Source organism: Paenibacillus sp. J45TS6, from assembly GCF_018403285.1.
In the GTDB taxonomy this organism is placed as follows: Bacteria; Bacillota; Bacilli; order Paenibacillales; family Paenibacillaceae; genus Paenibacillus.
The window spans coordinates 15940-42746 of the sequence record NZ_BOSJ01000002.1 but is presented as its reverse complement, the minus strand read 5'-3'; the positions used below and the strand labels follow the sequence as shown (position 1 = coordinate 42746).

Genomic DNA, 26807 nt, shown 5'->3' with positions numbered 1-26807 from the left:
GCACTGATATATATTTATTTTAAATGAAGGATGGGGAAGAGAACTTGAAAAAGACAGCTACTGCACTTGCGATGAGTTTACTCACCGCTGCAATCCTATCACCTAGTTATGGTTATGCTGCTTCTAGCTTGAATGATATCGATAATGAAATTAAACAGCTCGAGGAACAATCACAGTCTGCCAAAACAAAACGGGAAGAGGCAGCTAAGAAAAAAGAAGAAGCTGAACATAACAAGCAAAAAACGGAAGATTATTTGAATAAAATAATCGAACAGATTAATATTGTAAGTAATGAACTCATTAACATTTCTTATAAGATTGAGTTAACAGAAGAAAATTTACGACTTACCAAAAAAGAGTTGAAAGAAGCGGAAGAACGGATTGCAGCCCGTGAAGAATTGCTAGAATCGCGTGTGCGTTTGATGTATACCGATGGATCGGTGTCTTACCTTGATGTATTACTTTCATCTACTAGTTTTGCGGATTTCCTTCAACGTGCAGATTCACTCAAGATGATTGTCGATCAAGATCAGAATCTACTAGAAGAACATAAGAAAGACAAAGAATTGGTTGTTCAGAAGAAGCAAGAGCTTGAAGAACAATACAAAGAACATAAGCAGTTATACGCAGATAAGAAAGAGCGCAAAGCGGAACTTGATGCAAAAGAGGTAGAAAAGCAGCAGCTTATCGCTCAGTATGATGGGGAGATCGAATCTCAGGAAGAACTGAGTGAAGAACAAGACCGCATGCTAGTTGAGATTGCGAGCAAACGTTCATCTCTGCTTCAAGAGAAGAATAAACTGAAAGCAGAACAAGCTGCGGCAGCAGCGAGAGCCAAAGCAGCAGCAGAAGAAGCAGCTCGTAAAAAAGCACAACAGAAAGTTTCTTCTTCCAGCTCTAGCTCGAGTTCCAACTCCAGTTCCAGTAGTTCTTCGAGCAGCAGCACTTCCAGCGGCAGTGGAGTTTTCGCGATGCCAATTTCAGGTGCCTATATTTCATCCGGTTATGGACCGAGGGTTCACCCCATTACCGGTGTAGTAGGTAAAATGCATGCTGGAGTCGACTTTGCAGCACCAGAAGGTACGACGATTACGGCAGCTGATAGTGGAGTAGTCATTGTGGCTGAATGGACAAGCGGTTACGGGAATACCGTCATAGTTGATCATGGAGACGGTCTGTGGACGTTATATGGACATATTCGTAATGGTGGAATCAAGGTTAAAGAAGGCGACAGTGTAACACGCGGTCAGAAAATAGCAGAAGTCGGTTCAACAGGTAACTCAACGGGAAATCACTTGCACTTTGAAGTACGGGTGAACGGTAGTCATACGAATCCAATGAATTATTTGTAAAATTCGGCATACTTAGGGCATATTCCGTACAAGCTTATCATATACTCTTGCTGGTAGATCAGGGTGAATTGTAAGTCAGACGGAATAGAAAGGGCGGTGACGCTCATGATGAAGAAGCGTTCTGCTTTCATGCTGGTTATCATTGGCCTACTAGGCGGGTGTTTGCTGACACTGGCATTTGTAAACTTTCAATCTCTGAATACTCAGGGTGGAGAAGGTTTACTTGCGAGTGTAACCGGAAGCAGTCAGAAGAATGATCTTTCGAAAATCGAAACAACGCTTGATCTAATTGAAGAGAACTACTATCAGGATATTGATCGTACCGAACTGATTGATGGTGCGATTAACGGAATGATGGGAGCACTAGGTGATCCTTATTCCAGTTATATGGGACAGGAGACAGCAGCACAGTTTGAAGAATCGATCGAAGGATCCTTTACAGGAATTGGTGCTGAGGTTTCCTCTCAGGATGGAAATGTCATTGTAGTCTCGCCAATTAAAGGGTCACCAGCAGAAAAAGCAGGTATACGATCCAAGGACGTCATTTTATCGGTGAATGGAGAATCTCTTCAAGGACTTGACCTGAATGAGGCCGTTAACAAAATCCGTGGTCCAAAGGGCAGCGAAGCTAAGGTTTCTGTTCAGCGGGCAGGTTCCACGGATCCACTCGAATTTACGATTGTAAGAGATGACATCGACCTGGAAACCGTATACGCAGAAATGCAGGAAGATGGGGTTGGTATCATTACTATTACCCAATTCTCGCTGAATACTGCAGAACGTTTTGAAGAAGAGCTAGCCAAGCTCGAAGCCCAGAATATGAAAGGCCTTATCATTGATGTAAGGAACAACCCTGGTGGTGTGTTATCGGTTGTCATTGATATTGCAGAACAATTTGTTCCAAAAGGCGAGCTCATTGTTCAGGTAGAAGATAAGAACGGCAAACGGGAGAAGAATGAATCTAAGGGTTCTGCGAAACCTTACCCTGTAAGTCTACTTATGAATAAAGGTAGTGCGAGTGCTTCCGAGATTCTGGCGGGTGCTTTGCAGCAATCCGCAGGAGCAACCCTGCTCGGAGAGAACTCTTTTGGTAAAGGAACGGTTCAGACAAGTTTTGAACGTCAGCTTGGCGATGGAAGCCTAGTGAAGATTACGATAGCAAAATGGCTTACACCGAATGGAGATTGGATTCATGAGAAAGGGATTGAACCTGATCTTACGGTCAGTCAGCCTGAATACTTCTCAGTAGCTCCGATTACCAAGGATAACTTACCGCTTAAACTTGATTCGAACAGCACGGATGTGAAGAATGCACAAACGATGCTGGAGGGACTTGGATTTAAAACAGACCGTAAAGATGGATATTTCGATGCTAAGACACAAACTGCGATTAAGGCATTCCAGGCTTCCAAAGGACTTACAGCCAGTGGCATCTTAGATGAGAAAACGGCAGGAGCACTCGAAGCAGCGCTCATTGAGAAAATCAGTGATCCGCAGTATGATACCCAACTTAAAAAAGCCGTATCTGAAATGAAGAAGGAAATAACTTCGGCTACGTCGAATTAATACAAGAAAAACAAGGGTGAACATGTAATGTTCAGAAAAGTTTTTCTTAACTGGAATCAGGAATGCAGATAGTTGAATAACTGTCTGATTTCAAGAAGAAGGCTGCTGTTCAGCCTTCTTTTTTTATTGGATTTATGATTAAACAATTTTATAATACCTTTAGTTACTTTATAAAAAGAAATGCATAAAAAAGGAGCGTGAACCTATTTGAATGAAGTCATCTCATGGCTGTGGCTGATATTGGATGCAGTGATTGACCTATTAAGCCAGCCATTTTATTATATTGCTATTGTCATCATCGCTCTGTGGTTTCGCAGGCAAGGGATGCTGGAACGAAAATTAATGCATGTGCGTCTTAACGCTTGGCCGTTATTAACGACTCGAACCGTGATTACCGGTGTAATGCTCGGAGTAATCGTCTCTATTCTGTATGTATTCCTGGGAATTCAGCTTTCAATTCAAGGGGTAGTGCTGATCTGGGTAACCTCTTTCGTTCTCATGTTATTCCGCGTACGTTATTTGAATGCGGTGTATGCGATAAGTATTCTTGGACTCATCCAGTGGATCTTAGGCTTCTTTGAGCAGTGGCAGCCGAGTGGCTTTATGGGGAGTATCATTCTTGAGATTGAGCAGCTTAATATCCCTTCCCTTCTTGTACTCTGTGCGGTGCTCCATCTGATGCATGCTATAGTCATTCGCTTGCAGCGGGGACAAGCTGCATCTCCGGTTTATTTTGAGGGGAAACGAGGGAAATTGGTTGGGGGTTATCAGTTGCAGTATTTAACTCCCATTCCACTCATGATGCTGGTTCCTGCTGGTTTAGGAGCTGGGGCCGATCTTCCTTGGAATCCTGTATTCTTACAAGGTTCAGGAGCGTATTTATTATTCGGACTTCCGCTACTTATCGGTTTTGGTGAGATGACGAAAACGATGCTTCCAGAGGAGAAAGTTTCCTTAACCTCAAAGCGGATGTTATTATATGGTGCCGTACTGCTTATACTGGGACTGTTGTCGATGTGGTGGAGTCCTGCTACGATTGTTGCGGTACTAATCGCATTTCTTGGGCACGAAGCACTCAGTTGGATTAGTTCATACGAAGAGGAGAATCGAAGCCCGATCTATGTTCATCCAAAGCAAGGCTTACAGATTCTAGCGGTTCTTCCGGGAAGCCCGGCAGACGAACTTGGGTTTATGCCTGGTGAAGTCATCTACAAAGTGAATGGACAAATGGTTCACTCAGAGGCAGATTTACATCGTTGTCTGCGGATGAACGCGGCTTTTTGTAAGCTGGAAATACGGAATATTAACGGGGAAAGTAAATTTCTGCAGCGTGCTCTCTACGAGGGTGAACATCATCAGCTCGGTGCCTTACTAGCTCCTGACCCAGATACGGGTTCAGCAATTAAGGAGAGTCCTGCGTCAATCTATCAGATATTTGGTATGAAGCTTCAGACACAGCGTAAGGTAAATCCGAACGAAGGATTTGCTGATGCTTTTCAGCAAGACAGCTAATCGTCATCATCAGCCGTCATAATAAGATGATTTAATAAGTGAAAGACCTCCAAATCTACAGTATGCAGATTGGAGGTCTTTTTGTTTAAAGTAACGAGTAACTCATGAAAGGGACTGCCTTATTCTTGAAGCTGCCGTAGTACGGTAATTTCAACCCGGCGGTTCTTTTGTCTGCCTTCTTTCGTGCTGTTGTCCTCGGCAGGACGAGTATCGGCATAACCTGCATACTGGAAATGATCCGATTCCAGACCTTCTTCATCCATAAAATAACGTAATACGGACAGGGCTCTTGCACCGGATAATTCCCAGTTGTCTTTATAAGTGGAGCTATTAACAATGGGCGTGTTATCCGTATGACCTTCAATGGAAATATTCATGCCTAAATCTCTGAACAAGCTGGCTAACTGGTGTAGTACGGGAGAAGATCCATCCATCAGTCTAGCATTACCGCTGCGGAATAAAAAACGTTCACTCAGCGTGATTGATATGCCTTGTGGCTTGTCCTCTACAAAAATCAGTTCTGTCAGATTGTGATCTTCTATGTATCCCTCAATCTGGCTGAGTAATTGCTGGAGTTCTTTCTCTTGAGCTCGAAAAGCTGCTTCATGAGCAGATTCTGTTTTTTCAGATTCAGGATTTTTGTTTTTATTATCATTGGACTGCGCTGCATCGCCGCCTGGATTCTGTTGTTCAGGAGAAGGTTTGTCTCCTGTGATCCCTTTATTGCCTTCCAGAATATGATTCGAATTTTGGAAAGTAGTTTGCAGCGAGCTCGTAATATCTTCGTATTTATTGGCATCAAGTCTGCTCATTGCATATAACATGATAAAGAAAATAAGTAAAAGAGTGATTAGATCTGCATAGGTAATCATCCAGCGGTCATGGGAAGCGCCGGAGTTACTTGCTCGCGCCTGTCTTGTTCGTATGAGGCGACTGTGTCTATTCCGCTGTCTCATGACTTTTTTCCTTTCTGTTCATTTCCGGGATCTCATGTTTTAGGGCATAAGTCTCGAGTTTCTTACGAACAAGTAAAGCATTCTCCCCATTCTGAACGGATAGTATGCCTTCTAAGAGCATTTCCAGAATAGAGGTATCTTCTTCGCTTTTTGCTCTGATTTTTGATGCAATCGGCAGAAAGATAAGATTGGCACTTGCGACGCCATATAAAGTAGCGATAAAAGCAACAGCAATGGATGGGCCTAGCTCCGTAGGATCTGTCAGGCTTCCAAGAACCTGAACCAATCCCATTACGGTTCCGATGATTCCCATCGTTGGAGCATAAGCACCGGCAGATTCAAAAATTTTGGCGTAATGATCATGCTTCTGTTCGATGGCATCAATTTCGAGCTCCATAATTTGCTGGACCACGGGTTGGTCAGTTCCGTCAACGACCATTTGAATTCCATTTTTCAAAAAATCATTAGAGTGTTCCATTACTTTATGCTCAAGGGCGAGAACCCCTTCTCTTCGGGCAAGCATCGACATTTCCACAATGTCATCTATCCACTCGCTTGCTTCATGATTAGACTTACGAAATGCCATACGTAAAGCTGCAGGTATCGTCCGAATACGATACATGGGGTAACTAATCAGAATTGCTGCTATCGTTCCGCCAAATACAATAAGTGCTGCTGTAGACTGAAATAATCCTGTAATTTGCCCTCCTTCCCATAAAAAACCTCCGATAATGGCGACTGCTCCGGCAATGAGACCGATTAGGGTCGCGATATCCATGAATGATTTCGCCTCCTCGTTCGTTACTTACATTTGCATCCATGATCTGAACCGAGTATAATAAACGGGAACAAATATTCCTATTCATAGAATATTTCCGATACAAGTTTTCTCGGCAAATATCGACATAAATGTAAGATCTATTTTAGACGATGAGGGTGAGGTTGGGCAATGAGTGATATAGTCATGAGCACGAAGACGTTTCAACTCGAGTCGGAATTTCAGCCCCAGGGAGATCAGCCTGCAGCAATTGAAGAGCTGGTCGCAGGTGTGCGTGCAGGCAAGAGGCACCAGACTTTGCTTGGTGCTACGGGTACGGGTAAGACGTTTACGATTGCTCAGACCATAGCGAAACTGAATAGACCGACGCTTGTTATTGCACATAACAAGACGCTTGCAGCACAGCTGGCAAGTGAGTTTAAAGAGTTTTTCCCGAGTAACTCGGTGGATTACTTTGTAAGTTACTACGATTATTATCAACCAGAAGCATATATTCCTTCTTCCGATACGTATATCGAGAAGGATTCTAGTATAAATGAAGAAATAGATAAACTAAGACACTCGGCGACGAGTTCCTTGTTTGAACGACGGGATGTCATCATCGTAGCAAGTGTATCCTGTATATATGGTCTCGGTTCTCCGATGGAGTATTCGAATTTACTATTATCTCTTCGGGTAGGGATGGAGAAGCCGCGTAATGAGATTCTAGCTCGGCTTGTAGATATTCAGTACCAACGGAATGATATTAATTTTGTTCGGGGTACTTTTCGTGTTCGCGGGGATGTCGTTGAGATTTTCCCAGCCTCCAAAGATGAGCATGCCATTCGTGTTGAACTGTTTGGAGATGAGATCGAACGGATTACAGAGATTGATGTGCTTACTGGCGAACTGATTGGTGAACGCGATCATGTCGCGATCTTCCCAGCATCTCACTTTGTTACGCATGAGGATACGATGAAGGTTGCGCTCGTCAATATAGAACGTGAACTGGAAGAACGTCTTGCAGTGCTCAAAGAGCAGGGGAAACTTCTCGAAGCACAGCGTCTTGAGCAGCGTACGCGTTATGATATAGAGATGATGAAAGAAGTAGGTTTCTGTTCTGGAATTGAGAACTATTCAGGACCTTTAACTTTCCGGGAAAGAGGAGCGACGCCTTATACGTTACTCGATTATTTTCCAGATGATATGTTAATTGTTGTCGATGAGTCTCATGTAACACTTCCGCAGATTCGCGCCATGTATAATGGTGACCAAGCAAGAAAAACAGTCTTGGTAGAGCACGGGTTCCGGTTACCTTCTGCACTCGACAATAGGCCGCTTAAGTTTGAAGAGTTCGAAGAGAAGGCAAAACAGATTATTTATGTATCTGCAACGCCAGGTCCTTATGAACTGGAGCATACCGAAGGTGAAATGGTAGAGCAGATTATTCGTCCAACAGGACTCCTTGATCCAATTATTGAAGTCAGACCAACCAAAGGACAGATTGATGATCTCATTAATGAGATTCGTGACCGGGTTGAGAAGGATGAAAGGGTACTTGTTACCACGCTGACGAAGAAGATGTCAGAGGATCTCACCGATTACTTCAAAGAAGTAGGAATTAAGGTTAGATATATGCACTCTGATATCAAGACACTGGAGCGGATGGCTATTCTCAGGGATCTGAGGCTAGGTACATTCCATGTACTTATTGGGATCAACTTGCTGAGAGAGGGTCTTGATTTACCAGAGGTTTCTCTCGTCGCCATCCTTGATGCAGATAAAGAAGGTTTCCTACGTTCGGAGCGTTCACTAATCCAGACGATCGGCCGAGCCGCACGTAACAGTGAGGGCCGGGTTATTATGTACGGTGATCGTATTACCGATTCGATGGATAAAGCGATCAAAGAAACGGAACGCCGTAGGGTTACACAAATTGCATATAATGAGAAGCATGGAATTACACCTCAGACGATACGTAAAAAAATACGTGAAGTGATTGAAGCGACGAAAGTTGCTGAATCGAAGAGTGATTACCTGGTTAGCGGCGCAGAGAAAATGTCGAAGCGCGAGCGCCAGTCTCTCATTCAGCGTCTAGAGGCAGAAATGAAAGATGCAGCTAAGAATCTACAGTTTGAGCGAGCCGCAGAACTCCGTGATGCGCTTCTCGAATTAAAGGCAGATTAATAATGTAGAGAACGGCCTTATGGTCGTTCTCTTCTTCAAGAGTACATATAGAGTTTGATCTTTATGTACTCTTCTTTGTTTTCTTATAAAATTATATCGCTTGAAAATAAAGTTCACAGGCTATACTTGTAGATATACTGTTTAAATAATATAAATGAGGACCGAGCCCAAAGGGCAATGGTCCGCTGCTGGAGAAGCGAAGCACTCTCCAGCTACAGTCCCTTGAAGGACCGAGCCCAGAGGGCAATGGTCCGCCGCTGGAGGAGCAAAGCGCCCTCCAGCCATAGTCCCTACAAGGACCGAGCCCAGAGGGCAATGGTCCGCTGCTGGAGAAGCGAAGCACTCTCCAGCTACAGTCCCTTGAAGGACCGAGCCCAGAGGGCAATGGTCCGCCGCTGGAGGAGCAAAGCGCCCACCAGCCACAGTCCTTTCAAGGACCGAGCGCAGAGCGCAATGGTCCGTCGCTGGAGGAGCAAAGCGCCCACCAGCCACAGTCCTTTCAAGGACCGAGCGCAGAGCGCAATGGTCCGTCGCTGGAGGAGCAAAGCGCCCACCAGCCACAGTCCCTTCAAGGACCGAGCCCAAAGGGCAATGGTCCGCCGCTGGAGGAGCGAAGCCTCCAGCAATCCAGCGCCTGCAAGCATCCCTGATCTATAACACTCCGATGGGAGTGTTATAGATCAGGGGGATGCGCCCCCATTATACCAAAGTAGCACTATAACAACGCCAACCTACACCATACCGCCAGTTTGGGAGTCCAGAGGGAAGTCCTCTGGGGTCCTCCCTGTCAGGGAGGATTTAGGTGGGTGTAGTTCCCCTAAGGAGATGAGCATGTGGCAAGCGAGAACATTGTAATTAAAGGCGCTAGAGCGCATAACCTGAAAAATATAGATGTCACCATTCCACGTGACAAGTTTATCGTACTGACCGGGCTTAGCGGTTCAGGTAAGTCTTCACTTGCTTTTGATACCATCTATGCAGAAGGACAGCGCCGATATGTAGAGTCGTTGTCTGCTTATGCGCGTCAATTTCTTGGGCAGATGGAAAAACCGGATCTAGACTCTATTGAAGGTCTATCTCCTGCGATCTCTATCGATCAGAAAACGACGAGCAGAAACCCTCGTTCTACGGTAGGTACCGTAACGGAAATTTACGACTATTTGCGCCTCCTTTTTGCAAGGATTGGTCATCCGCATTGTCCGGAACACGGGATTGAGATTACCTCTCAAACGGTGGAGCAAATGGTTGACCGGATTATGAATTATCCAGAGAGAACCAGACTTCAAATTTTGGCACCTGTTATTTCAGGCCGTAAAGGTGAACACAAGAATATTTTAGCCGACATATCAAAACAAGGTTTTGTTCGTGTAAGAATTGATGGAGAGATGAGAGATCTCTCGGAAACGATTGAACTAGAGAAAAACAAAAAGCATACCATTGAAGTGGTTGTAGACCGAATTGTTGTAAAAGAAGATGTACAAGCGCGGCTTGCAGATTCAATAGAAACGGCTCTCAAAATTTCTGGCGGCCAATTGTTGGTCGATATTATTGGACAGGAAGAGCTTCGTTTCAGTTCGAATTTTGCCTGTCCGATTTGTGGTTTCAGTATGGAAGAGTTGTCACCACGGATGTTCTCGTTTAACAGTCCGTTTGGTGCTTGCCCAGACTGTGATGGACTCGGAGTCAAAATGATTGTTGACCCGGAACTGCTCGTTCCTGATCCAAGTAAAACCATTGAAAAAGGAGCTTTTGATGCCTGGGCAGGAGGAACATCCAATTATTATCCTCAGTTCTTACGCTCTGTATGTGAGCATTATAAGATCCCTATGGATGTTCCAGTCAGCGAGCTTCCCGCTGATCAGATGAACAAGCTGCTGCATGGAACGAATGGAGAGAAGATTCGCTTCCGTTATGAGAATGATTTTGGTCAACGAAAAGAGGCCCATGTCGCTTTTGAAGGCATTATTCCAAACCTGGAACGCCGTTATCGGGATACAGCCTCCGAAGGGGTTCGGGAGTTTATAGAAGGCTACATGAGTGCAAAGCCTTGCGGAACATGTAAAGGTCATCGGCTCAAGAAAGAAATTTTGGCCGTCACAATTAACGATCACAACATGGCTTACGTTACGGAACTCTCGATTGGAGAGGCAGTGAACTTTTTTGGTTCATTAACGTTGTCAGAGAAAGAACAATCCATTGCTAAGTTGATTCTAAAAGAAATCAACAGCCGTCTCGGCTTCCTTGTCAATGTAGGTCTCGACTACCTGACAATGAGCCGTGCTGCGGGAACTTTATCCGGCGGAGAAGCGCAGCGGATTCGTCTTGCAACTCAGATCGGTTCAAGTCTCATGGGCGTACTATACATTCTTGATGAGCCGAGCATCGGTTTGCACCAAAGAGATAACGATCGACTCATTTCTACACTCGCTCATATGCGTGACCTTGGTAATACGCTCATCGTTGTAGAACATGATGAGGACACCATGATGGCAGCCGACCATATCATTGATATCGGCCCAGGTGCCGGGATTCATGGTGGACAAGTCATGTCTCAAGGAACACCGCAAGAAATTATGGAAGATCCTAACTCCCTGACAGGCAGTTATTTGAGTGGACGCAAGTTCATTCCAGTTCCAGCAGAGAGACGCAAAGGCGATAATCGCTTTCTAGAGATCCGCGGTGCGAAGGAGAATAACCTGAAGAACATTAATGTAAAAATACCACTTGGTGTATTTACGGCAGTTACAGGTGTATCCGGCTCTGGTAAGTCTACGCTTGTTAATGAAATTCTGTATAAGACACTTGCGCGTGATCTGAACCGGGCTAAGGTACGACCGGGTCAACACAAAGAAATTCGCGGACTAGAGCATATTGATAAAGTCATCGATATTGACCAGTCACCGATAGGACGCACACCGCGTTCGAACCCTGCCACGTATACCGGTGTATTTGATGATATCCGTGATCTGTTCTCACAGACCAATGAAGCGAAACTTCGCGGATATAAAAAGGGCCGGTTCAGCTTTAACATTAAAGGGGGACGCTGTGAGGCTTGCCGCGGGGACGGGATTATTAAGATTGAAATGCACTTCTTGCCAGATGTTTACGTCCCATGTGAAGTATGTAAAGGGAAACGATATAACCGTGAGACGCTGGAAGTAAAATATAAATCGAAGAACATCTCTGAAGTGCTTGAAATGACCGTGGAAGATGCAACAGAGTTCTTCCAAAACATTCCGAAGATTCATCGGAAGATGCAAACCCTTATGGATGTAGGGCTTGGTTATGTTAAGCTGGGGCAACCAGCAACCACCTTGTCTGGAGGAGAGGCGCAGCGCGTGAAGCTTGCTTCCGAACTCTACCGACGGAGTACGGGAAAAACAATGTACATTTTGGATGAACCTACAACAGGACTTCATGTCGATGACATCGATCGCTTGCTGAAAGTGTTGCAACGTCTTGTGGATTCAGGAGAGTCGGTCCTTGTGATCGAGCATAATCTGGATGTAATCAAGACCGTTGACCACATTATTGATCTGGGACCTGAGGGAGGAAGCGGTGGAGGAACACTGCTTGGTACAGGAACTCCTGAAGAGATCGTGAATATCAAAGAATCGTACACAGGGAAATACCTTAAACCGGTTCTTGAACGGGATACAGAGCGAAGTAAAAAGCTTGAACTTCATCACACGTAAATAATAGGAACTAGCAGGAAAGACATTCGTCTTTTCTGCTTTTTTTATGCATTCAGAAGACAGGGAGCAAGTAGAGAAAATGGAAAACTGGATTATTTTGAATTATTTGGATGAAAAGGCTTGCGTAACCTGGATTATGAAGATAACATATAAGAAGGTGTAAACGCTTGTACGGTGTACGATAATCGAACTAGAGGAGGTGCATTTATGCTGTTAGCAGAAGCTGCAAGTGCAACTACGAAATTTAATGGTTTTGATATTTTTGTCATCTTGTTTACCATCATTATATTTATTGGCTTGGTTCGTTTGGTAAAAGCACCTAAGAAAAACCTATTTGCCATTGGATTTACGATCGTCAGCCTGCTTGTCTTTTTGATTACAGATTATGCCATGATTAAAAATTGGCTCAGTTAATTAAATAAAGCCTTATTATTTCAAGAACACTTTCCGTTGAATTATAAGGAAGGTGTTTTTTATTCCCATATTTTAAATAGAATCCAGCAATTCAGTAGTTTCTTAGAATAATAGATTTCTTATTTACCATACATACAGAACTAGAGGTCGATAGAGAAATAAGTGAAGGGAGAGAGGAACAGGTGAAAGAATTGAAACCCGTATATAGATCAGCTGGTGTGGCAGTAGCTGCATGCCTACTGGCGTCCACCTTTGTATTTACATCAGAAGTAAACGCAGCGAGCGTATCATTCGATGCGAAGCAAGAAGGTGGTCAAATTTATATTAATTCGAAAGAGGTACTTGCCAAAATAGGCGGTACTGGCAAATACGATAGCAAAACGGGAAAGTACATATATACTGCGAAAGATCAGGTGCCAGATGTCATTGATAACGTATCCCCTTCTGTAGTGGGAATTATAGGTCGTGCTGTAGAGGGCGGAGAGACAGGGGGATCTGAACGTTATAACCTAGCTCATGGGACAGGCGTGATCATTAAATCGAATGGATGGATTGTAACCAACGCTCACGTAATCGATGGGCTGACAGAAGCGGTAGTCGTTACGTCAGACGGGAAGTCTTATAAGATTGTCAAAAGCTACAGTGATCCTGTAAGTGACATCGCTATGATCAAAATCAATGCGAAATCCCTGAAAGCAGCGAAATTCATAAGTTCCTCAGAACAGACTCGTGTAGGAGAGACCGTTATTGCGATTGGAACTCCGGTATCTTTTTCATTGCGAAATTCGGCTACGGTCGGAGTAGTAAGCGGGTTAAACCGAGCAGTAAATGGTTCGTACCGGCTAATTCAAAGTGATACGGCGATTAATCCAGGAAACAGCGGCGGTCCGCTCGTGAATCTAAAAGGTGAAGTGGTCGGCATTAATTCCATGAAATTTGCAGCTTTGGGCGTAGAGAATACAGGTTTCTCTATACCAGCTGAAACCGTTAATTATGTAATTAAACATTATTTCACATATGGAGAGGTTAAACGCGCCAGCTTGGGAGTAGAACTCGAAGAAAGCTGGTCTGCTATCGTTGGCCTCCCGACGGAAGATCCGCTTACGATTACAAGTGTTCTCACCAAGGAAGCGAAGAAAGCAGGAATTAAAGAGGGGGATGAACTCTATAGTATTGCCGGTAAACGTGTTACTTCGGTGATCGACATTAACGAACTACTCAAAAGTTATCTACCCGGGCAAAAAGTGAAGCTGCTCATGCAGTCGGGCGGAGATATTGTGTCAAGGCAAGTCGTTCTGACCCAAGGAGAGACGGAAGTATATTCGGAGGAAGATGAGTCAGATTTTTAAGAAGGATCAACGCTAGGATGATTCTAGTAAGCAGTAATGATCATATTCCATGTGTGAAACGGAAGAATGGAGAGAGACAGTATTGAATAATTCAAGATCGGCACAGATCGTGGCTACCTTTTTGCTTACAGGGATGCTTGCCTTTGGCGGAGCTGTTCCCATGCTTGCTGAAGCTAATCATACGGAAGAGCTTAGAGTAAAAGTAGGTAGCACGGTTGCGGCTATAAATGGAGAGAAACAGAGCATTAACAAACCTTATATTCAAAAAGGGACGATGATGGTGCCACTGGGCGTTTTTAAAAAGACGTTCAACAGTCAAATAAAGCTGAGTGGTAATGATGTCGTTAAAATTATGGATGGACCACATACCGTAGCGTTAACTATTGGCAGTTCTACAGCCTGGATTGATGGTAAGAAGGTAGAGATGAGCGCTGCTCCGGAAATGAAACAAGGGGTACTCATGGTGCCGCTGCGTCCTGTTGCGCAGGGCCTTGGAGCGAGTATTCAGAAGAACCCGAGCGGTGAGCTTGTTATTCGTCTCAAAGGAAATGATAATGAGGATGCCGATCACGAACAATCAGAAGATGGGATTGACGCTGATGTAGGGAAAACGAAAATAGGAAACAGTTACTATGGATGGTCTATGAATTACCCAACTGGACTTGTTGTCGGCAGTTCTTATGATGAAAGTGAAGATTATATCAACTTTATGGATGCCGAAGGTGCCTATTATTTTGAAATTCTTGTGAATGCGGAAGAAGTGAAGCTTGATGCAGACGATATGCTGCAGCAGCTAGTTCAGGAAGCCAAAAGCATGGGCGAGACGGTAATGGACCGGGAAGCTTATCCGAACGCACCTACTCCTTATGCCCGTATCGTTACAAAGGATACAGAGGGTGTATTCTGGGAAGTTAGACAATACTATGATAATGGGCGCTTATATGGAATATATTTTTCAGATAACGAAGCAAGCAACTATAAAGATCTCCAAAAATACTCCCCATTGCTTAACTCATTTAAAACATCATTTAACACGTCAGATCGTTCAATAAAAGATTTATCGACTGTAGATGACGGGATGACAACAGCCTATAACCAGGATTATGGTATCGGGCTCACGGTGCCTGCGGAGTGGAGTAAAGATAATCAAAACATGGTGTATGAGAGTAAAAAGGGAACCCATCTTTCTTTGCAAGTCACTTCTGCCCCGCAGGGTGCTTCGGTCAAAGATTGGAGCGATCAGCTGGCGAAATGGATGAAAGATGTGTTTGTTACCGATGCTTACCGTGAGATTGATTCCTATACAGCGAAAGTGGCAGGGAAAGATGCACAAATTAACAAGTTTGAGTATAACTTCGGAGATGGATGGACGACAGAATATAACGTGCTGATTCAGGAAAACGGGTATCGGTATTATCTAGAATACGCGGTTCCGAAAAAAGCAGAAGAAGAGATGGAACGGTTTGATTCAATCTTGAAGTCTCTTGAGATTGATTTTGAGACCGTGACTGAGAATTTTGGACGATTGGGTGAAGATCCTTATTTAATCGATAAAACCAAGTCCGTAACACGTTCTTCCAAAAAATATGGATACTCACTGGACATTCCGCGCTTTTGGACACCGCTTCAAGATCAATATGAGAAATCTAAGATATCTTATCAATTCACGGGTGGATATTTTTCTATTCAGACAAACGAAGAGATCTCAGTGGAACTGGCTGTAAGTCAGATGAAGGAATCCTATGCAGAAGCAGGGAAAAGCCGGAAGGATTTTCGCTTAGTGGGAACCGAAAGTATCACCTTTGCAGGACTACCCGCCACATCCTTTACCTATCATGAGGTAGAGAATGGAGTTCCGCATCAAGGGAAACAAATTCTGTTCGAACATAAAGGAGTTACGTATACCATAACAAGCGTCATGAATGATGCCAATCGTACAGAGGTTCAAAAGAATGCGCTGGATCATGCACTGAAATCATTCTCTTTTAACGAATAAAGATAAGTTGTTTCGTGAATTGAGCAGTAGGCGGAGAAATCTGTTTACTGCTTTTTTTATGTGCACCATATGAGACTTTAAAAGTTATTTTATTTATCGGTTTTTTCAGGAAGTGGTAGAGGAAAGAGAGTGGATTTGATACACTATTATAGTTGTTTCATAGATTGGCTACACTAATCGTATGGAGTAAGGACAAAAACAAGGTTTCGGTTTTATATTGCAACCCGTGATTTATACGGGTTTAGGAGGATATATGGATATTAAAGCATTAAGAAGAGAAGATGTGGAGCTGCTTGCTCCTGCCGGTGATTGGGATTGTATGCGTTCCGCTGTTGCGAATGGTGCGGATGCGATATTTTTTGGTGTTGAGAAATTTAATGCCCGGGCAAGAGCGAATAACTTCCGTATGGAAGAGCTGCCTGAAATTATGGCGTACTTGCACAGCTACGGCGTAAAAGGATTTTTGACATTTAATATATTGGTATTTGAGAATGAACTTCGTGATGCGAAGGAACTCGTGGACGCTTGTGTAGATGCAGGGGTAGATGCGGTTATCGTTCAGGATCTCGGTCTTGTAAAATTGATCCGCGAGATTTCTCCGGATTTCCCGATTCATGGGTCAACACAAATGACCATTACCTCGCCTGAAGCGGTTGAATTCACGAAACCTTTTGATATAGAACGTGTCGTACTTGGACGGGAAAATAACCTCAAGCAAATTCAAAAAATTGGGGAGCAAGCACGTTTGCCGATGGAAGTATTCGTGCATGGTGCGCTCTGTGTCTCCTACTCAGGTCAATGTTTGACTTCTGAGATGTGGGGCGGACGTTCCGCAAACCGCGGGGAATGTGCGCAGGCTTGCCGTCTTCCTTATGATCTGATGGTAGATGGAGAGCAAAAACCAATGGGAGACGTAGCTTATCTGCTATCTCCTAAAGACCTTGCTGCGATTGATATTATGCCTGAACTGATTGAAGCAGGGGTGACATCTTTTAAAATCGAAGGACGTCTTAAAACACCTGAGTATGTGGCAAACGTAGTCAGCAAATATCGTAAAGCGATTGATGGATATTTTGACGGAATTGAGAATCCCGTAAGTAAAGAAGAAATTCGTGAACTTCAGCAAAGTTTCTCTCGTGGATTTACCCATGGTTTCTTGGAAGGAACGAACAATAAGAAATTGGTTGATGGTACCTTCCCGAAAAGCCGCGGTGTATATCTTGGGCGTGTAGAGAAAATTTTACGTGATGGTGTTGTATGTAAGATTGAAGCTCCGCTGAAACGTGGAGACGGAATTGTATTTGATGCGGGAGATCCAACACAACGTGAAGAAGGCGGACGTGTATACGATATCCGTAGACAGGGTGTGAAGATTGAAGGCGAAGCTGGCGAAGGTTGGATTATAGATATCGTACCTGGCCGCAGTGATGTAGATTTGCGTCGTTTGCATGAAGGGGATCGGATCTGGAAAACCAACGATCCAGCGCTCGACAAGCGTCTGCGTCAAAGCTATGAGACGGAAAAACCTTATCGGGTCTTCCCTGTACATGTCAGTGTTGTTGGCCGCCCAGGCGGTTTGCTTGAGACGACTTGGACTGATGTGCAGAAAGGTACAACCGTTCATGTGAACTCCGAACTCGAACTGGAGATTGCTAAGAAGCGCCCGATGAACCGTGAATTGCTCGAAGAGCAATTTGGACGTCTTGGCGGTACTGTATACCAACTGGAGAAACTTGACGTAGAGCTTCACGGTGACGTTATTGTTCCAATGCGTGAGCTAAACAGCATTCGCCGCCGTGCAGTGGATATGCTCGTTGGCGAACGTCCGAAACCTCCTGTCTACGTGAAACGGGAAGTGGAAGTATACGGCGATGCGGCTACTCCTGCAGCACCTGTAAAACGTGGCGAGGCGGAACTTACCGCACTCTGCCGCAGTCTTCCACAAGTGGAAGCAGCAATTGAAGCAGGAGTTGGCATGATTTATGCCGATTTCGAATTCATCAAACAATTCCCTGCAGCAGTTGAAATGGTTCGCGCAGCAGGCAAAAAAATCGCACTCGCTACACCGCGTATTCATATGCCAGGCGAGAATGGGTATCATAACAATATCCTGCGTCTGAAGCCTGATGCTGTGCTGGTTCGTAACACAGGTGCGCTATACTTCTACCTTCGTCATCGGATGGAGAATCCAGATGCGGAGCATCCGGAACTGATTGGTGATTTCTCTTTGAACATTGCCAACCACAAAGCAGTTGAGCTATTCGTAGAGTCAGGATGCGATTATGTTACACCATCTTATGACCTGAACATTCAGCAAATGGTCGATCTGCTTGAACGTTCGCAGACAGATAAAATGGAAGTCGTTATTCATCAGCATTTGCCAATGTTCCACACGGAACATTGTGTATATTGCACATTCCTTAGTGAAGGAACAGACTATACAAACTGCGGTCGTCCTTGTGAAGATCACAGTGTGTCATTGCAAGACCGTATCGGCATGTCCCATCCGGTTCGTGTTGATGAAGGCTGCCGTAACACGGTGTATAATGCAATTGAACAGTCCGGTGCTGAATACCTGACCAACTTCATGGACCTAGGCGTATCCCGCTACCGTGTTGAGTTCCTGGAAGAAACACCGGAACAAGTACGCGAAGTAATTGATCTGTATAACCGTGCCCTGCGCGGAGAGATCAGCGGTACACAGGTATGGAAGACACTTAAGGCAACAAATCAGCTGGGTGTAACTCGCGGTCAGTTGGTGAAATAAATAGTTTTGGAAAAAAGAGGCCTATCTACACTTGAAGTGAAGATAGGCCTTTTTTCTATTATTTAAATAGGATAATTACATTCAAGAATAATAATTATTAAACAATTTACCAATTAATTCCGTTATAATATAATTCATACTGATATGAAGGGGACTTTACATAATGAAAATACGCAAGGCTATAATTCCCGCAGCAGGGCTAGGTACCAGATTCTTACCTGCTACAAAAGCAATGCCAAAAGAGATGCTTCCAATTGTAGATAAACCAACAATTCAATACATAATAGAAGAGGCTGTAGCTTCAGGAATTGAAGATATTATTATCGTCACTGGCAAAGGTAAAAGAGCAATAGAAGATCATTTTGATAATTATTTTGAATTAGAACATAATTTAGCAGCGAAGGAAAAGTGGGCTTTACTTGAGGAAGTACGCAAGTCATCTGAAATGGCAGATATCCATTATATTAGACAAAAAGAACCTAAAGGTTTGGGACATGCGATATGGTGTGCACGTAAGTTTATTGGAGACGAACCATTTGCTGTCCTTCTAGGTGATGATATTGTAGAATCAGAGCAACCTTGTTTACAACAGATGATGGAAATTTATGATCAGTATGAAACACCGGTAGTCGGGGTACAGCCAGTTCCATGGAATGAAATCTCAAGATATGGAATTATAGAGGGGGAGCCATTACTTGAGCGTGTATATAAAGCTAACAATTTAGTTGAGAAACCTGCTGTGGGAACATCTTTATCTAATCTCGCGATTATGGGAAGATACATACTTACACCAGATATTTTCAATCTTTTAGAGCAACAGCATACCGGAGTCAATGGAGAAATTCAGTTGACTGATGCAATAGCTGCTCTAGGAGGAAAAAGAGATATTCTTGCTTATCACTTTGAGGGGACGCGTCATGATGTAGGTGAGAAACTTGGGTTTATTCAGACAACTATTCACTATGCCTTGAAAAATGAGGAGTTAGGGAAAGATTTAAGTGAGTATTTAGAGCGTGTTATGCAATCTTATAAAATGTCGAACAAATAGATTTATTTGATAAAATTTAAAATCTAATTTAAAGAAAAAAGAACCCTTGAGTTTATTTTAACTCAGGGGTTCTCTGTGTTTAGAAAGTTACATTAGCCAATTGATCCACTTGTTGTTTTGCTTCGGGCTGAACAGCAATGAGTTGATTCATTATCTCTTCGTCTGTCTGCCCTGCTTTTTGTAAGGAAGCGAGATACCATCTAGCAACTTCTTGATTGGTTGGGTCGCTCATATCTTCTTTGAGTCCTTGTTTCAGTGTCGCTGCAGCTTCAGCAGGCTGATTCTGCATAAATTCAATTTTACCTGCACTTAGAGCGATGGAAGGCGTGATTTCAAATGCTCTACCTTGTAACTGTCCTTCAGGCAATGTTTTTAAATGTTCAATTCCTTGTTTCACATGTTCGTATGCATCTAGCCCTGCTTTGAAATACTTTTCCTTTTTCTCATTATCTTGATTCCCGAGTGCCTGATATCCAAAATTGTGAGCTTGGCTAATCAGTGTTTCATACCAGGTGATATCCCAGTTAAAATTTTTGGCTTTTTCGTTTTGAATGGCAAAAGCTTTCTCATTTTCTCCTTTAGCCTGATAGAGAGCGATTTGTTGCTTCAGCATATTTTTGTTATAAGGCTCTGCAGCAATTCCGCGTTCCAGCCAAGCCATGCCTTCATTGTAAAATTGTTCGTCTTGAGTTTGAATATAGACTTGCTGATAAATTTCGGCCATAAGTTGCAATGAATCAGGATGTGTTTTACGTATAGATAAATCTTTATCCAAAGCTGATTTAATTTCTTCGAAAGATTGGCTGTTTTGTGCAACTTGTTGTGCTTCTAATGCAGCATAGCTAGACTGCAAGTAACGTACCGAGGTAAACATTACGATGATAGACAAGCCCCCTACAACACCAAGGTACATATACCGCGATCCACCACCTGTAAAACGGAGTTTTTTCACCGGTTTATTATCCATAACCGCAGCCATTCCGCCTAAACCTAGGAATACGAGGATTCCCATAAATACATAACTCATATTAAAGTCCAAAATACTGTGAGTAAGAATAGAGAAAGTAATAATGAAATATAGGAAATGTGACTCTCTATTCTCTTCCGAGGACCGGATATATCCTTTGACATACTTATAAATAATGAAAATCATAAAGCTCATAAAAATGATGAAACCTATAATACCGACTTCCACAAGATATTGCATGATAAAGTTATGAGCCTGACGGCTTGTATACGGGTTGTTCTGATACGTTTCATATAACGAAGCCCAAGCTCCACCGCCCGCACCAATGATCGGATAATCACCGAGTAGTTTTATCGCGTCTTTGTAAAAAGTAAAACGTTCAAGCACACTATGCTGGCTAAAGTTAATGTTCTCAAGTCTAATTTGAATACTTTGCGGCAAAATACTCTTCAGTCCAGTTACTAGAAGTAAACCTCCAACAACTCCTGCAATTACAGAAGAACCTACCGGAATCCATAAATTTGAATATTTTCGGTTTGCCCAGTGCTGCACACCATTCGTCAGGCGAGGTGCCAGATACTTTTGGATGACCCACGCAAGGACCGCTGTAAGAATAGATGCAACTAAAAGGCGCATCCAACCGTCTAAAGCAACGGAGGTGGAATATTCTTCGTGTAGCTTCAGACCCGCTGTCGTAATTGGATTAAGTACGGCAATCGTAGCTCCTCCAGCTATAAGGCAATATATAATCCATAAAATTTGTTTTGCTGGTTTTAAGAAGAGCAAAAGTACTACAAAAACAACTGGCAACAGGACAAGTCCTGTTCTTGATAATGTAAGTAGTAACGAGATAATAATGGGCACAAGCATGAAGCTGTGAGTTAACTGGCCTATCCATTTCTTAGATTTCACCAAACTAAAGATGGATGCAAATAGCAGAGCCATAAGGAAAGCTGCATATGTATTTGCGTATTGAAATACCGATGTAAGCCGTGGTCCGTTGGAATCAACCATAACGGCATCTACATATATTCCATTCTGCACAGCACCCGTAAACCATCCGACTAAATTTGCGGCTAAATGGGATGCACCTAGCCAGTTCATTAGACCAAATCCGACAATAATATACGAAATCCCCAAAATTGCTAGATTTATGATATGATTGATTTGTTTGTTTTGGAGAATAACCACTGATATGGAAAAAATGACCGCGTAGATGCATTGGATCAGTATCATATTCATTGCTAGATATTCGGATGCTGCTGAGATAAGAGAAAGTACATAAGTCAGAGGTAACAGTAAGACAGCAACAAGCAGCCAATCTCTCTGCGTTTCTAGCTTAATCTCTTTGTAATAGTTTGCGATCCATAGGAACATGAGCAGGGTGGAGATTAGGACAGCCCAATAGAGAGGCTTTTCAAAATTCAACATCTGACCATTAAACAAAGCAATCTGGAACGGTGCCCAGATCAGGAACAAAACAAGGCCTCCAACAAGAAGCCATTCAAGCATAGATCTTTGATTCTTCGGCTTACTACTTTTAGTAGTTTTAGTAGTATTACCGTATACTGGATTTGACAAGGTAGAATTCTCCTTTTCTAGTAGATACGACAAATATTTTAACATAGTTTCTTTGGTATATACTAGGATGCTAGCTTGAAACTGTAATTATTACTTTAGGTAAGGTGACTAATGAATAGATATTATACTAACTTTAATAAATATAAAGATTTATTAATTGAATTAATTAAAAAGGATATTCAATTAAAATATAAGAACTCTTATTTGGGTGTCTTATGGAGCTTCATTAATCCATTATTAATGATGGTTATTCTAACCATTGTTTTCTCCGAATTATTTAAAAACAACATAGCTAATTTTCCTGTGTATGTTCTCACTGGCAGAATGATATATTCCTTTTTTTCTGAATCAACAAACTTTGCGATGAATTCTATTGTGAATAACAATCAATTAATTCGGAAGGTATATGTACCCAAATATTTCTTTCCATTATCTAAAGTATGTTCCTCATTTATTACATCTTTAATATCACTAATCCCTGTATTTCTAGTAATGTTATTTACTGGTATGGAATTTTCGGTATACAACCTTTTTTTATTTGTACCATTATTTCTTTTATTGATCATTTGCATGGGGATTGGATTATTACTTTCAACAATTTTTGTTTTTTTTAGGGATATGGGACATCTTTATTCTGTCATATTACTTATTTTAATGTATATGACACCTATCTTTTATCCGGAGGAAATTATCCCGAAAAGATTTCAGTGGTTAATAGAAATCAATCCAATGTATCCAGTGCTTCAGATGTTACGTGATTTATTAATAAACAATCAAATGTTTTCGTTATATGAATTTCTTATTTCAATATTCTATGCACTGGTCTATTTTTCGTTGGGACTCCTTGTGTTTTATAAAAAGCAGGATCGGTTCATTTATCATTTGTAAATTAATTTTTGAAGGAGAAAAACATGAGTGTTATAGATGTGAGAAGTGTTTCCATGCAGTATAGACTTGCTACTGAAAAAGTAGATTCTATTAAGCATTTTCTTATAAAGAAAGTTAAAAGGCAGATTCAATATCAACATTTTTATGCACTTAACGATGTTAGCTTTAAAGTGGAAAAGGGAGAAGTTCTAGGTATCATTGGTTTAAATGGTGCAGGTAAAAGTACTCTTCTTAAGATTATTTCTGGAATATTAAAGCCGACCAGCGGAGAAATAATGGTAAATGGAAGTATTGCTCCTTTAATAGAATTAGGGGCTGGATTCAATGGAGATTTATCGGGTCTAGAAAATATATATTTGAATGGACTGGTTTTGGGTTATCCTAGAAAATTCATTGAATCAAAGGTGGAAGAGATAATAGAATTCAGTGAATTGAGACAGTTTATTCACACGCCTTTGAAAAATTACTCATCAGGTATGAAAGCACGCTTAGGTTTTGCTATAGCAACTTTGGTGAAACCGGAAATTCTTATTGTTGATGAAGTTTTATCTGTTGGAGATATCAAGTTTAAAGAGAAGAGTGAAAAGAAGATTAGAACCATGATTGAAGATGGAACTACTGTATTATTTGTCTCACATTCTTTATCACAAGTTGAGAAAATTTGCGATCGAGTGTTATGGTTGGAAAAGGGACAGAAAAAGCTAGAAGGAGACCCTAAGGAAGTCTGCAAAATGTTTAAAAACAATTAAATTTAGGAGAAATTAAAAAGTGTCAAATTTAATAAGTGTAATAGTCCCTATGTTTAATGTCGAGGATTACTTGGAAAAGTGTCTGGAGTCCTTAGTAAATCAAACAATTGGCCTGGAAAATTTAGAAATAATATTGATTGATGATTATAGTACAGATCGTACTTTAGAGATTGCAGAGAAATATGTCAATAATTATCCGTGTATCCGATTATTCAAGCAGGCTATTAATCAGGGTTCAGGAATTGCCCGAAATGTAGGACTCAGGGAAGCGTCCGCTCCGTTTATTTCCTTTGTAGATGCAGATGACTTTATCTCTCTAAATACCTATGAGTATGCTATTGAGATTTTTCAAAGCACCAATGTGGATATTCTGATTTATGAATATGAATATTTTAGCGGTACAAATAAAATGTATAAAAGAAATCCTTCTGAGAAGTTATTTACAGTAGATAAAGAAATTCGAGATATACAAGATTATCCTGAAATTATTTTTGCTACTTCTGTATGTAATAAAGTGTTTTCTAAGAATGTTCTTGAAGGGCTCATATTCACTAATTCACAGATTGAGGATGCATTATTTTCTACTTTAACAACAATAAAGGCAAAAAAAGTTTATGTGACAAATCAATTCAAATATTTTTACCGTAAGAGGGAAGAGAAACATAAGCCATCAAAAACCGATAGTTATTTTCTGAATAAAGAGAGCTATTTAGATCATTTGGTGTTGAATGAAGAGATAAACGAGTTAGCAATAGAATATCCAGCATACAAGAGTATGATTGATTGGTTTAATGTAAGGTCTTTAGAGCCTTTTTTAAGAAGTATCTTAACAAAGTCGTTTTTTTCTCATTCTGAAAAAAAACAATATTTCAATAGAGCAAAACGTATTTTAAGTTCATCAGAATCTCAATGTATCCAAAAACTGGAGAAGAGGATCTCTCAAAATACAATTGAGCACTTAAAAAATCATAACTATTATGGATTTGCTTGTTTAACCTTAATCCATATGATTTGTAATAGTCTAGTAATAAAATTGAAAACCAAATCCAAAATTATATTAAAGATCACTTCAGTTTTAATATGTGTAGTTCTAGCACAAGTACTGAAGATAAATAAAAAATATAGAGATGTCTGGCTCATAACTGAGCGTGGAGATGAAGCAAGAGACAATGGTTACAGTTTCTTTAAATATTTACGTAACTCTTATCCAAATATTAATGCATACTATTTAATTTCTACTAATAATAAAGAAGAATATTCTAAAGTAAACATACATGGAAATGTCATCCGTTACCGTAGTATGATGCATAAGATGTTATTTGTTAATGCTATTTTTTTGGTTACCGCACATAGAGGATCAATTGAGCCATGGAATTATGCAAGTTACAAAAAGTATTTAAGTTTTTTTTCTCCTAATCAAAAATACATCTTCTTGCAACATGGGATAACCAAAGATGATGTAAGTAATGTTTTAGGTCGAAATAATACTCTTTTTGATTTATTTATAACTGGAGCAAAACCAGAATACGATTATATTTCAAAAATTTTCGGTTATACGAATAATGAAGTGGTATATACAGGTTTTGCACGCTTTGATGATTTATATGATGAGAAAATAGAAAAGAAGAAACAAATTCTTTTAATGCCAACCTGGAGAAAAGAGCTGGCGTGGAGCCAGGTAGAGAATAAATATGAAAATTTCATGCATTCCGACTATTATCGGCGTTTTCAAAGTTTTCTAGAAAACGACAGACTTGCAAATATTCTCGAGTCTCAAGACTACAGTTTAGTATTTTATCTTCATTATGAAATGCAAATGTTTTCGGAGTGTTTTCAATCTGAAAATCCTAAAATAATTATCGCTAAAAAGGAAAACTATGATATTCAAAGTTTACTCAGAGAATCTGCAATATTGATAACTGATTACTCAAGTGTTTATTTTGACTTTGCATACATGAGGAAGCCAGTCATCTACTACCAATTTGACCGAGAACAATTCAGGCAAAAGCATTACAAAAAAGGATATTTTAGTTATGAAGAGCATGGTTTTGGACCGGTCCTAAACCAAGAAAAAGATGTATACGACAGTTTAGATTATATCCTTTCATCTAATGCTCAGATAGACAATGTTTATCAAACAAGGGTCAATCAATTTTTTGCATTTAATGATCGAAATAATTGTGAGAGGATCTATCGTTCAATTATTAACTTGAAATGAGTGTTTTAGATGAGTAAAAATACAGAACAACCGTTTGTTTCAATTATAATTCGTACATGTCAGAGATCTGAATTTTTGGAACGGGCTCTTATAAGTATAGATAAGCAATCGGTTAAAGATTTTGAAGTGATTATAGTTGAAGATGGCCAAGGAGATTCCGAAGAAATGGTTCAAGTGTTTTCTCATTTACCTATTAAATATTATTCTACAGGAAAAAAAGTGGGGAGAACAAAAGCAGCTAATATTGGGATGGGGTTATCTAATGGTGAATACATTAATTTTCTAGATGATGATGATTTATTGTTGCATAACCATATCGAATTATTTAAACAAAATGCAATAGATAATCCAAATTATGCTGTACTTCATGCTGCTTCATTAGAAAGAAGAGTGAGGTATCTTTCATCCTCACCGCTGATCATGGATGTTTTATTAGAAAGGGTTCGATATAACACTCCATTAGACAAAGAGTTAATATTCTTTCAAAATATGTTTCCGATTCAAGCTGTGATGTTTAAAAGAAGTCTTTCCGAGGAACATGGTGGGATGGACGAAACTTTAGATTGTCTCGAGGATTGGGATTTATGGATTAGATTTAGTTTAAATGCCGAATTTAAGTATTTTGATATAGTAACGTCAGTTTATCATATTCCTGGAAAGAAGTTTCTTTTTCTCAGAAGAAAATTGCTTTTAAAGCAGTTTGAGAAAAAGATTCAAAATAAGTATATAGATTATATAAAAAAGCAAGGTTATAAACGTCCTAATATGTTTATGAGGTTTAAAACTAAAATTTCGAATAAATAAG

The 26807-nt window shown here is 41.1% G+C and carries 17 protein-coding genes; 14 read left to right on the top strand and 3 right to left on the bottom strand.

All coding sequences use genetic code 11. From position 1 onward, the window contains the following. Positions 1–44: 44 nt before the first annotated feature. The 3 genes from KJS58_RS02925 (at position 45) to KJS58_RS02915 (ending at position 4430) form a co-directional block, all read left to right on the top strand. On the top strand, positions 45–1352 hold the full coding sequence (locus tag KJS58_RS02925) for a murein hydrolase activator EnvC family protein (protein WP_213531008.1): 1308 nt from the start codon (positions 45–47) through the stop codon (positions 1350–1352). Between the two features lie 105 nt (positions 1353–1457). After that, positions 1458–2918, top strand: a complete 1461-nt coding sequence (locus KJS58_RS02920) for a S41 family peptidase (protein WP_213530336.1) — start codon at positions 1458–1460, stop codon at positions 2916–2918. Between the two features lie 207 nt (positions 2919–3125). After that, positions 3126–4430: a PDZ domain-containing protein gene (locus KJS58_RS02915; protein WP_213530334.1), complete on the top strand. Its 1305-nt coding sequence runs from the start codon at positions 3126–3128 to the stop codon at positions 4428–4430. A 119-nt stretch (positions 4431–4549) separates the two neighbouring features. On the opposite strand, the gene KJS58_RS02910 is transcribed toward KJS58_RS02915, so the two are convergent. Together KJS58_RS02910 and KJS58_RS02905 are read right to left on the bottom strand one after the other, a co-directional pair. Next, positions 4550–5386: a flagellar motor protein MotB gene (locus KJS58_RS02910; RefSeq protein WP_213530332.1), complete on the bottom strand. Its 837-nt coding sequence runs from the start codon at positions 5384–5386 to the stop codon at positions 4550–4552. Continuing rightward, positions 5370–6164: a flagellar motor protein gene (locus KJS58_RS02905; RefSeq protein WP_213530330.1), complete on the bottom strand. Its 795-nt coding sequence runs from the start codon at positions 6162–6164 to the stop codon at positions 5370–5372. Before KJS58_RS02905 ends, KJS58_RS02910 begins: the two co-directional genes overlap by 17 nt. A gap of 171 nt (positions 6165–6335) precedes the next feature. On the opposite strand from KJS58_RS02905, the gene uvrB reads away from it, so the two are divergent. The 7 genes from uvrB to galU all read left to right on the top strand — a co-directional run bounded on the left by uvrB (position 6336) and on the right by galU (position 19599). Then, entirely contained in the window at positions 6336–8330 is a 1995-nt protein-coding gene (gene uvrB / locus KJS58_RS02900) for an excinuclease ABC subunit UvrB (RefSeq protein WP_213530328.1), read from the top strand. 833 nt (positions 8331–9163) lie between these two features. Continuing rightward, the gene (gene uvrA / locus KJS58_RS02895; RefSeq protein ID WP_213530326.1) at positions 9164–12025 is read left to right on the top strand and encodes an excinuclease ABC subunit UvrA; all 2862 of its coding nucleotides are present in this window, start codon (positions 9164–9166) and stop codon (positions 12023–12025) included. Between the two features lie 207 nt (positions 12026–12232). Beyond that, the gene (locus KJS58_RS02890) at positions 12233–12439 is read left to right on the top strand and encodes a hypothetical protein (protein ID WP_213530324.1); all 207 of its coding nucleotides are present in this window, start codon (positions 12233–12235) and stop codon (positions 12437–12439) included. 191 nt (positions 12440–12630) lie between these two features. Further along, complete coding sequence (locus tag KJS58_RS02885) at positions 12631–13788, top strand: S1C family serine protease (protein ID WP_374705783.1); 1158 nt, start codon at positions 12631–12633, stop codon at positions 13786–13788. An 82-nt stretch (positions 13789–13870) separates the two neighbouring features. Further along, positions 13871–15784 carry a stalk domain-containing protein gene (locus KJS58_RS02880; protein ID WP_213530322.1) on the top strand — a complete coding sequence of 638 codons (1914 nt, stop codon included), beginning with the start codon at positions 13871–13873 and terminating at the stop codon, positions 15782–15784. Positions 15785–16037: 253 nt separating this feature from the next. Continuing rightward, positions 16038–18551: a U32 family peptidase gene (locus KJS58_RS02875; protein WP_213530320.1), complete on the top strand. Its 2514-nt coding sequence runs from the start codon at positions 16038–16040 to the stop codon at positions 18549–18551. Positions 18552–18714: 163 nt separating this feature from the next. Beyond that, the gene (galU, locus tag KJS58_RS02870; RefSeq protein WP_213530318.1) at positions 18715–19599 is read left to right on the top strand and encodes a UTP--glucose-1-phosphate uridylyltransferase GalU; all 885 of its coding nucleotides are present in this window, start codon (positions 18715–18717) and stop codon (positions 19597–19599) included. Between the two features lie 79 nt (positions 19600–19678). Here galU and KJS58_RS02865 read toward each other — a convergent pair whose 3' ends face one another. Next, positions 19679–22147 carry an O-antigen ligase family protein gene (locus KJS58_RS02865; RefSeq protein ID WP_213530316.1) on the bottom strand — a complete coding sequence of 823 codons (2469 nt, stop codon included), beginning with the start codon at positions 22145–22147 and terminating at the stop codon, positions 19679–19681. Positions 22148–22258: 111 nt separating this feature from the next. Between KJS58_RS02865 and KJS58_RS02860 the strand changes: the two genes are divergently transcribed. Genes KJS58_RS02860 through KJS58_RS02845 form a run of 4 tightly spaced genes read left to right on the top strand, consistent with a single transcriptional unit; the run spans position 22259 to position 26806 of the window. Continuing rightward, positions 22259–23035, top strand: coding sequence for an ABC transporter permease (locus KJS58_RS02860; protein ID WP_213530314.1), 777 nt, complete (start codon positions 22259–22261; stop codon positions 23033–23035). Between the two features lie 23 nt (positions 23036–23058). Beyond that, the gene (locus KJS58_RS02855; RefSeq protein WP_213530312.1) at positions 23059–23784 is read left to right on the top strand and encodes an ABC transporter ATP-binding protein; all 726 of its coding nucleotides are present in this window, start codon (positions 23059–23061) and stop codon (positions 23782–23784) included. 19 nt (positions 23785–23803) lie between these two features. Continuing rightward, on the top strand, positions 23804–26002 hold the full coding sequence (locus tag KJS58_RS02850; RefSeq protein WP_213530310.1) for a bifunctional glycosyltransferase/CDP-glycerol:glycerophosphate glycerophosphotransferase: 2199 nt from the start codon (positions 23804–23806) through the stop codon (positions 26000–26002). A 9-nt stretch (positions 26003–26011) separates the two neighbouring features. Then, on the top strand, positions 26012–26806 hold the full coding sequence (locus KJS58_RS02845; protein WP_213530308.1) for a glycosyltransferase: 795 nt from the start codon (positions 26012–26014) through the stop codon (positions 26804–26806). Position 26807 lies beyond the last annotated feature (1 nt).

Bases quoted from the DNA above. Each gene is read 5' to 3' on its own strand.
- KJS58_RS02920 (WP_213530336.1), top strand. From the start codon at position 1,458: ATGATGAAGAAGCGTTCTGCTTTCATGCTGGTTATCATTGGCCTACTA.
- KJS58_RS02910 (WP_213530332.1), bottom strand. From the start codon at position 5,386: ATGAGACAGCGGAATAGACACAGTCGCCTCATACGAACAAGACAGGCG.
- KJS58_RS02905 (WP_213530330.1), bottom strand. From the start codon at position 6,164: ATGGATATCGCGACCCTAATCGGTCTCATTGCCGGAGCAGTCGCCATT.
- uvrB (WP_213530328.1), top strand. From the start codon at position 6,336: ATGAGTGATATAGTCATGAGCACGAAGACGTTTCAACTCGAGTCGGAA.
- KJS58_RS02890 (WP_213530324.1), top strand. From the start codon at position 12,233: ATGCTGTTAGCAGAAGCTGCAAGTGCAACTACGAAATTTAATGGTTTT.
- KJS58_RS02875 (WP_213530320.1), top strand. From the start codon at position 16,038: ATGGATATTAAAGCATTAAGAAGAGAAGATGTGGAGCTGCTTGCTCCT.
- galU (WP_213530318.1), top strand. From the start codon at position 18,715: ATGAAAATACGCAAGGCTATAATTCCCGCAGCAGGGCTAGGTACCAGA.
- KJS58_RS02860 (WP_213530314.1), top strand. From the start codon at position 22,259: ATGAATAGATATTATACTAACTTTAATAAATATAAAGATTTATTAATT.
- KJS58_RS02855 (WP_213530312.1), top strand. From the start codon at position 23,059: ATGAGTGTTATAGATGTGAGAAGTGTTTCCATGCAGTATAGACTTGCT.
- KJS58_RS02845 (WP_213530308.1), top strand. From the start codon at position 26,012: ATGAGTAAAAATACAGAACAACCGTTTGTTTCAATTATAATTCGTACA.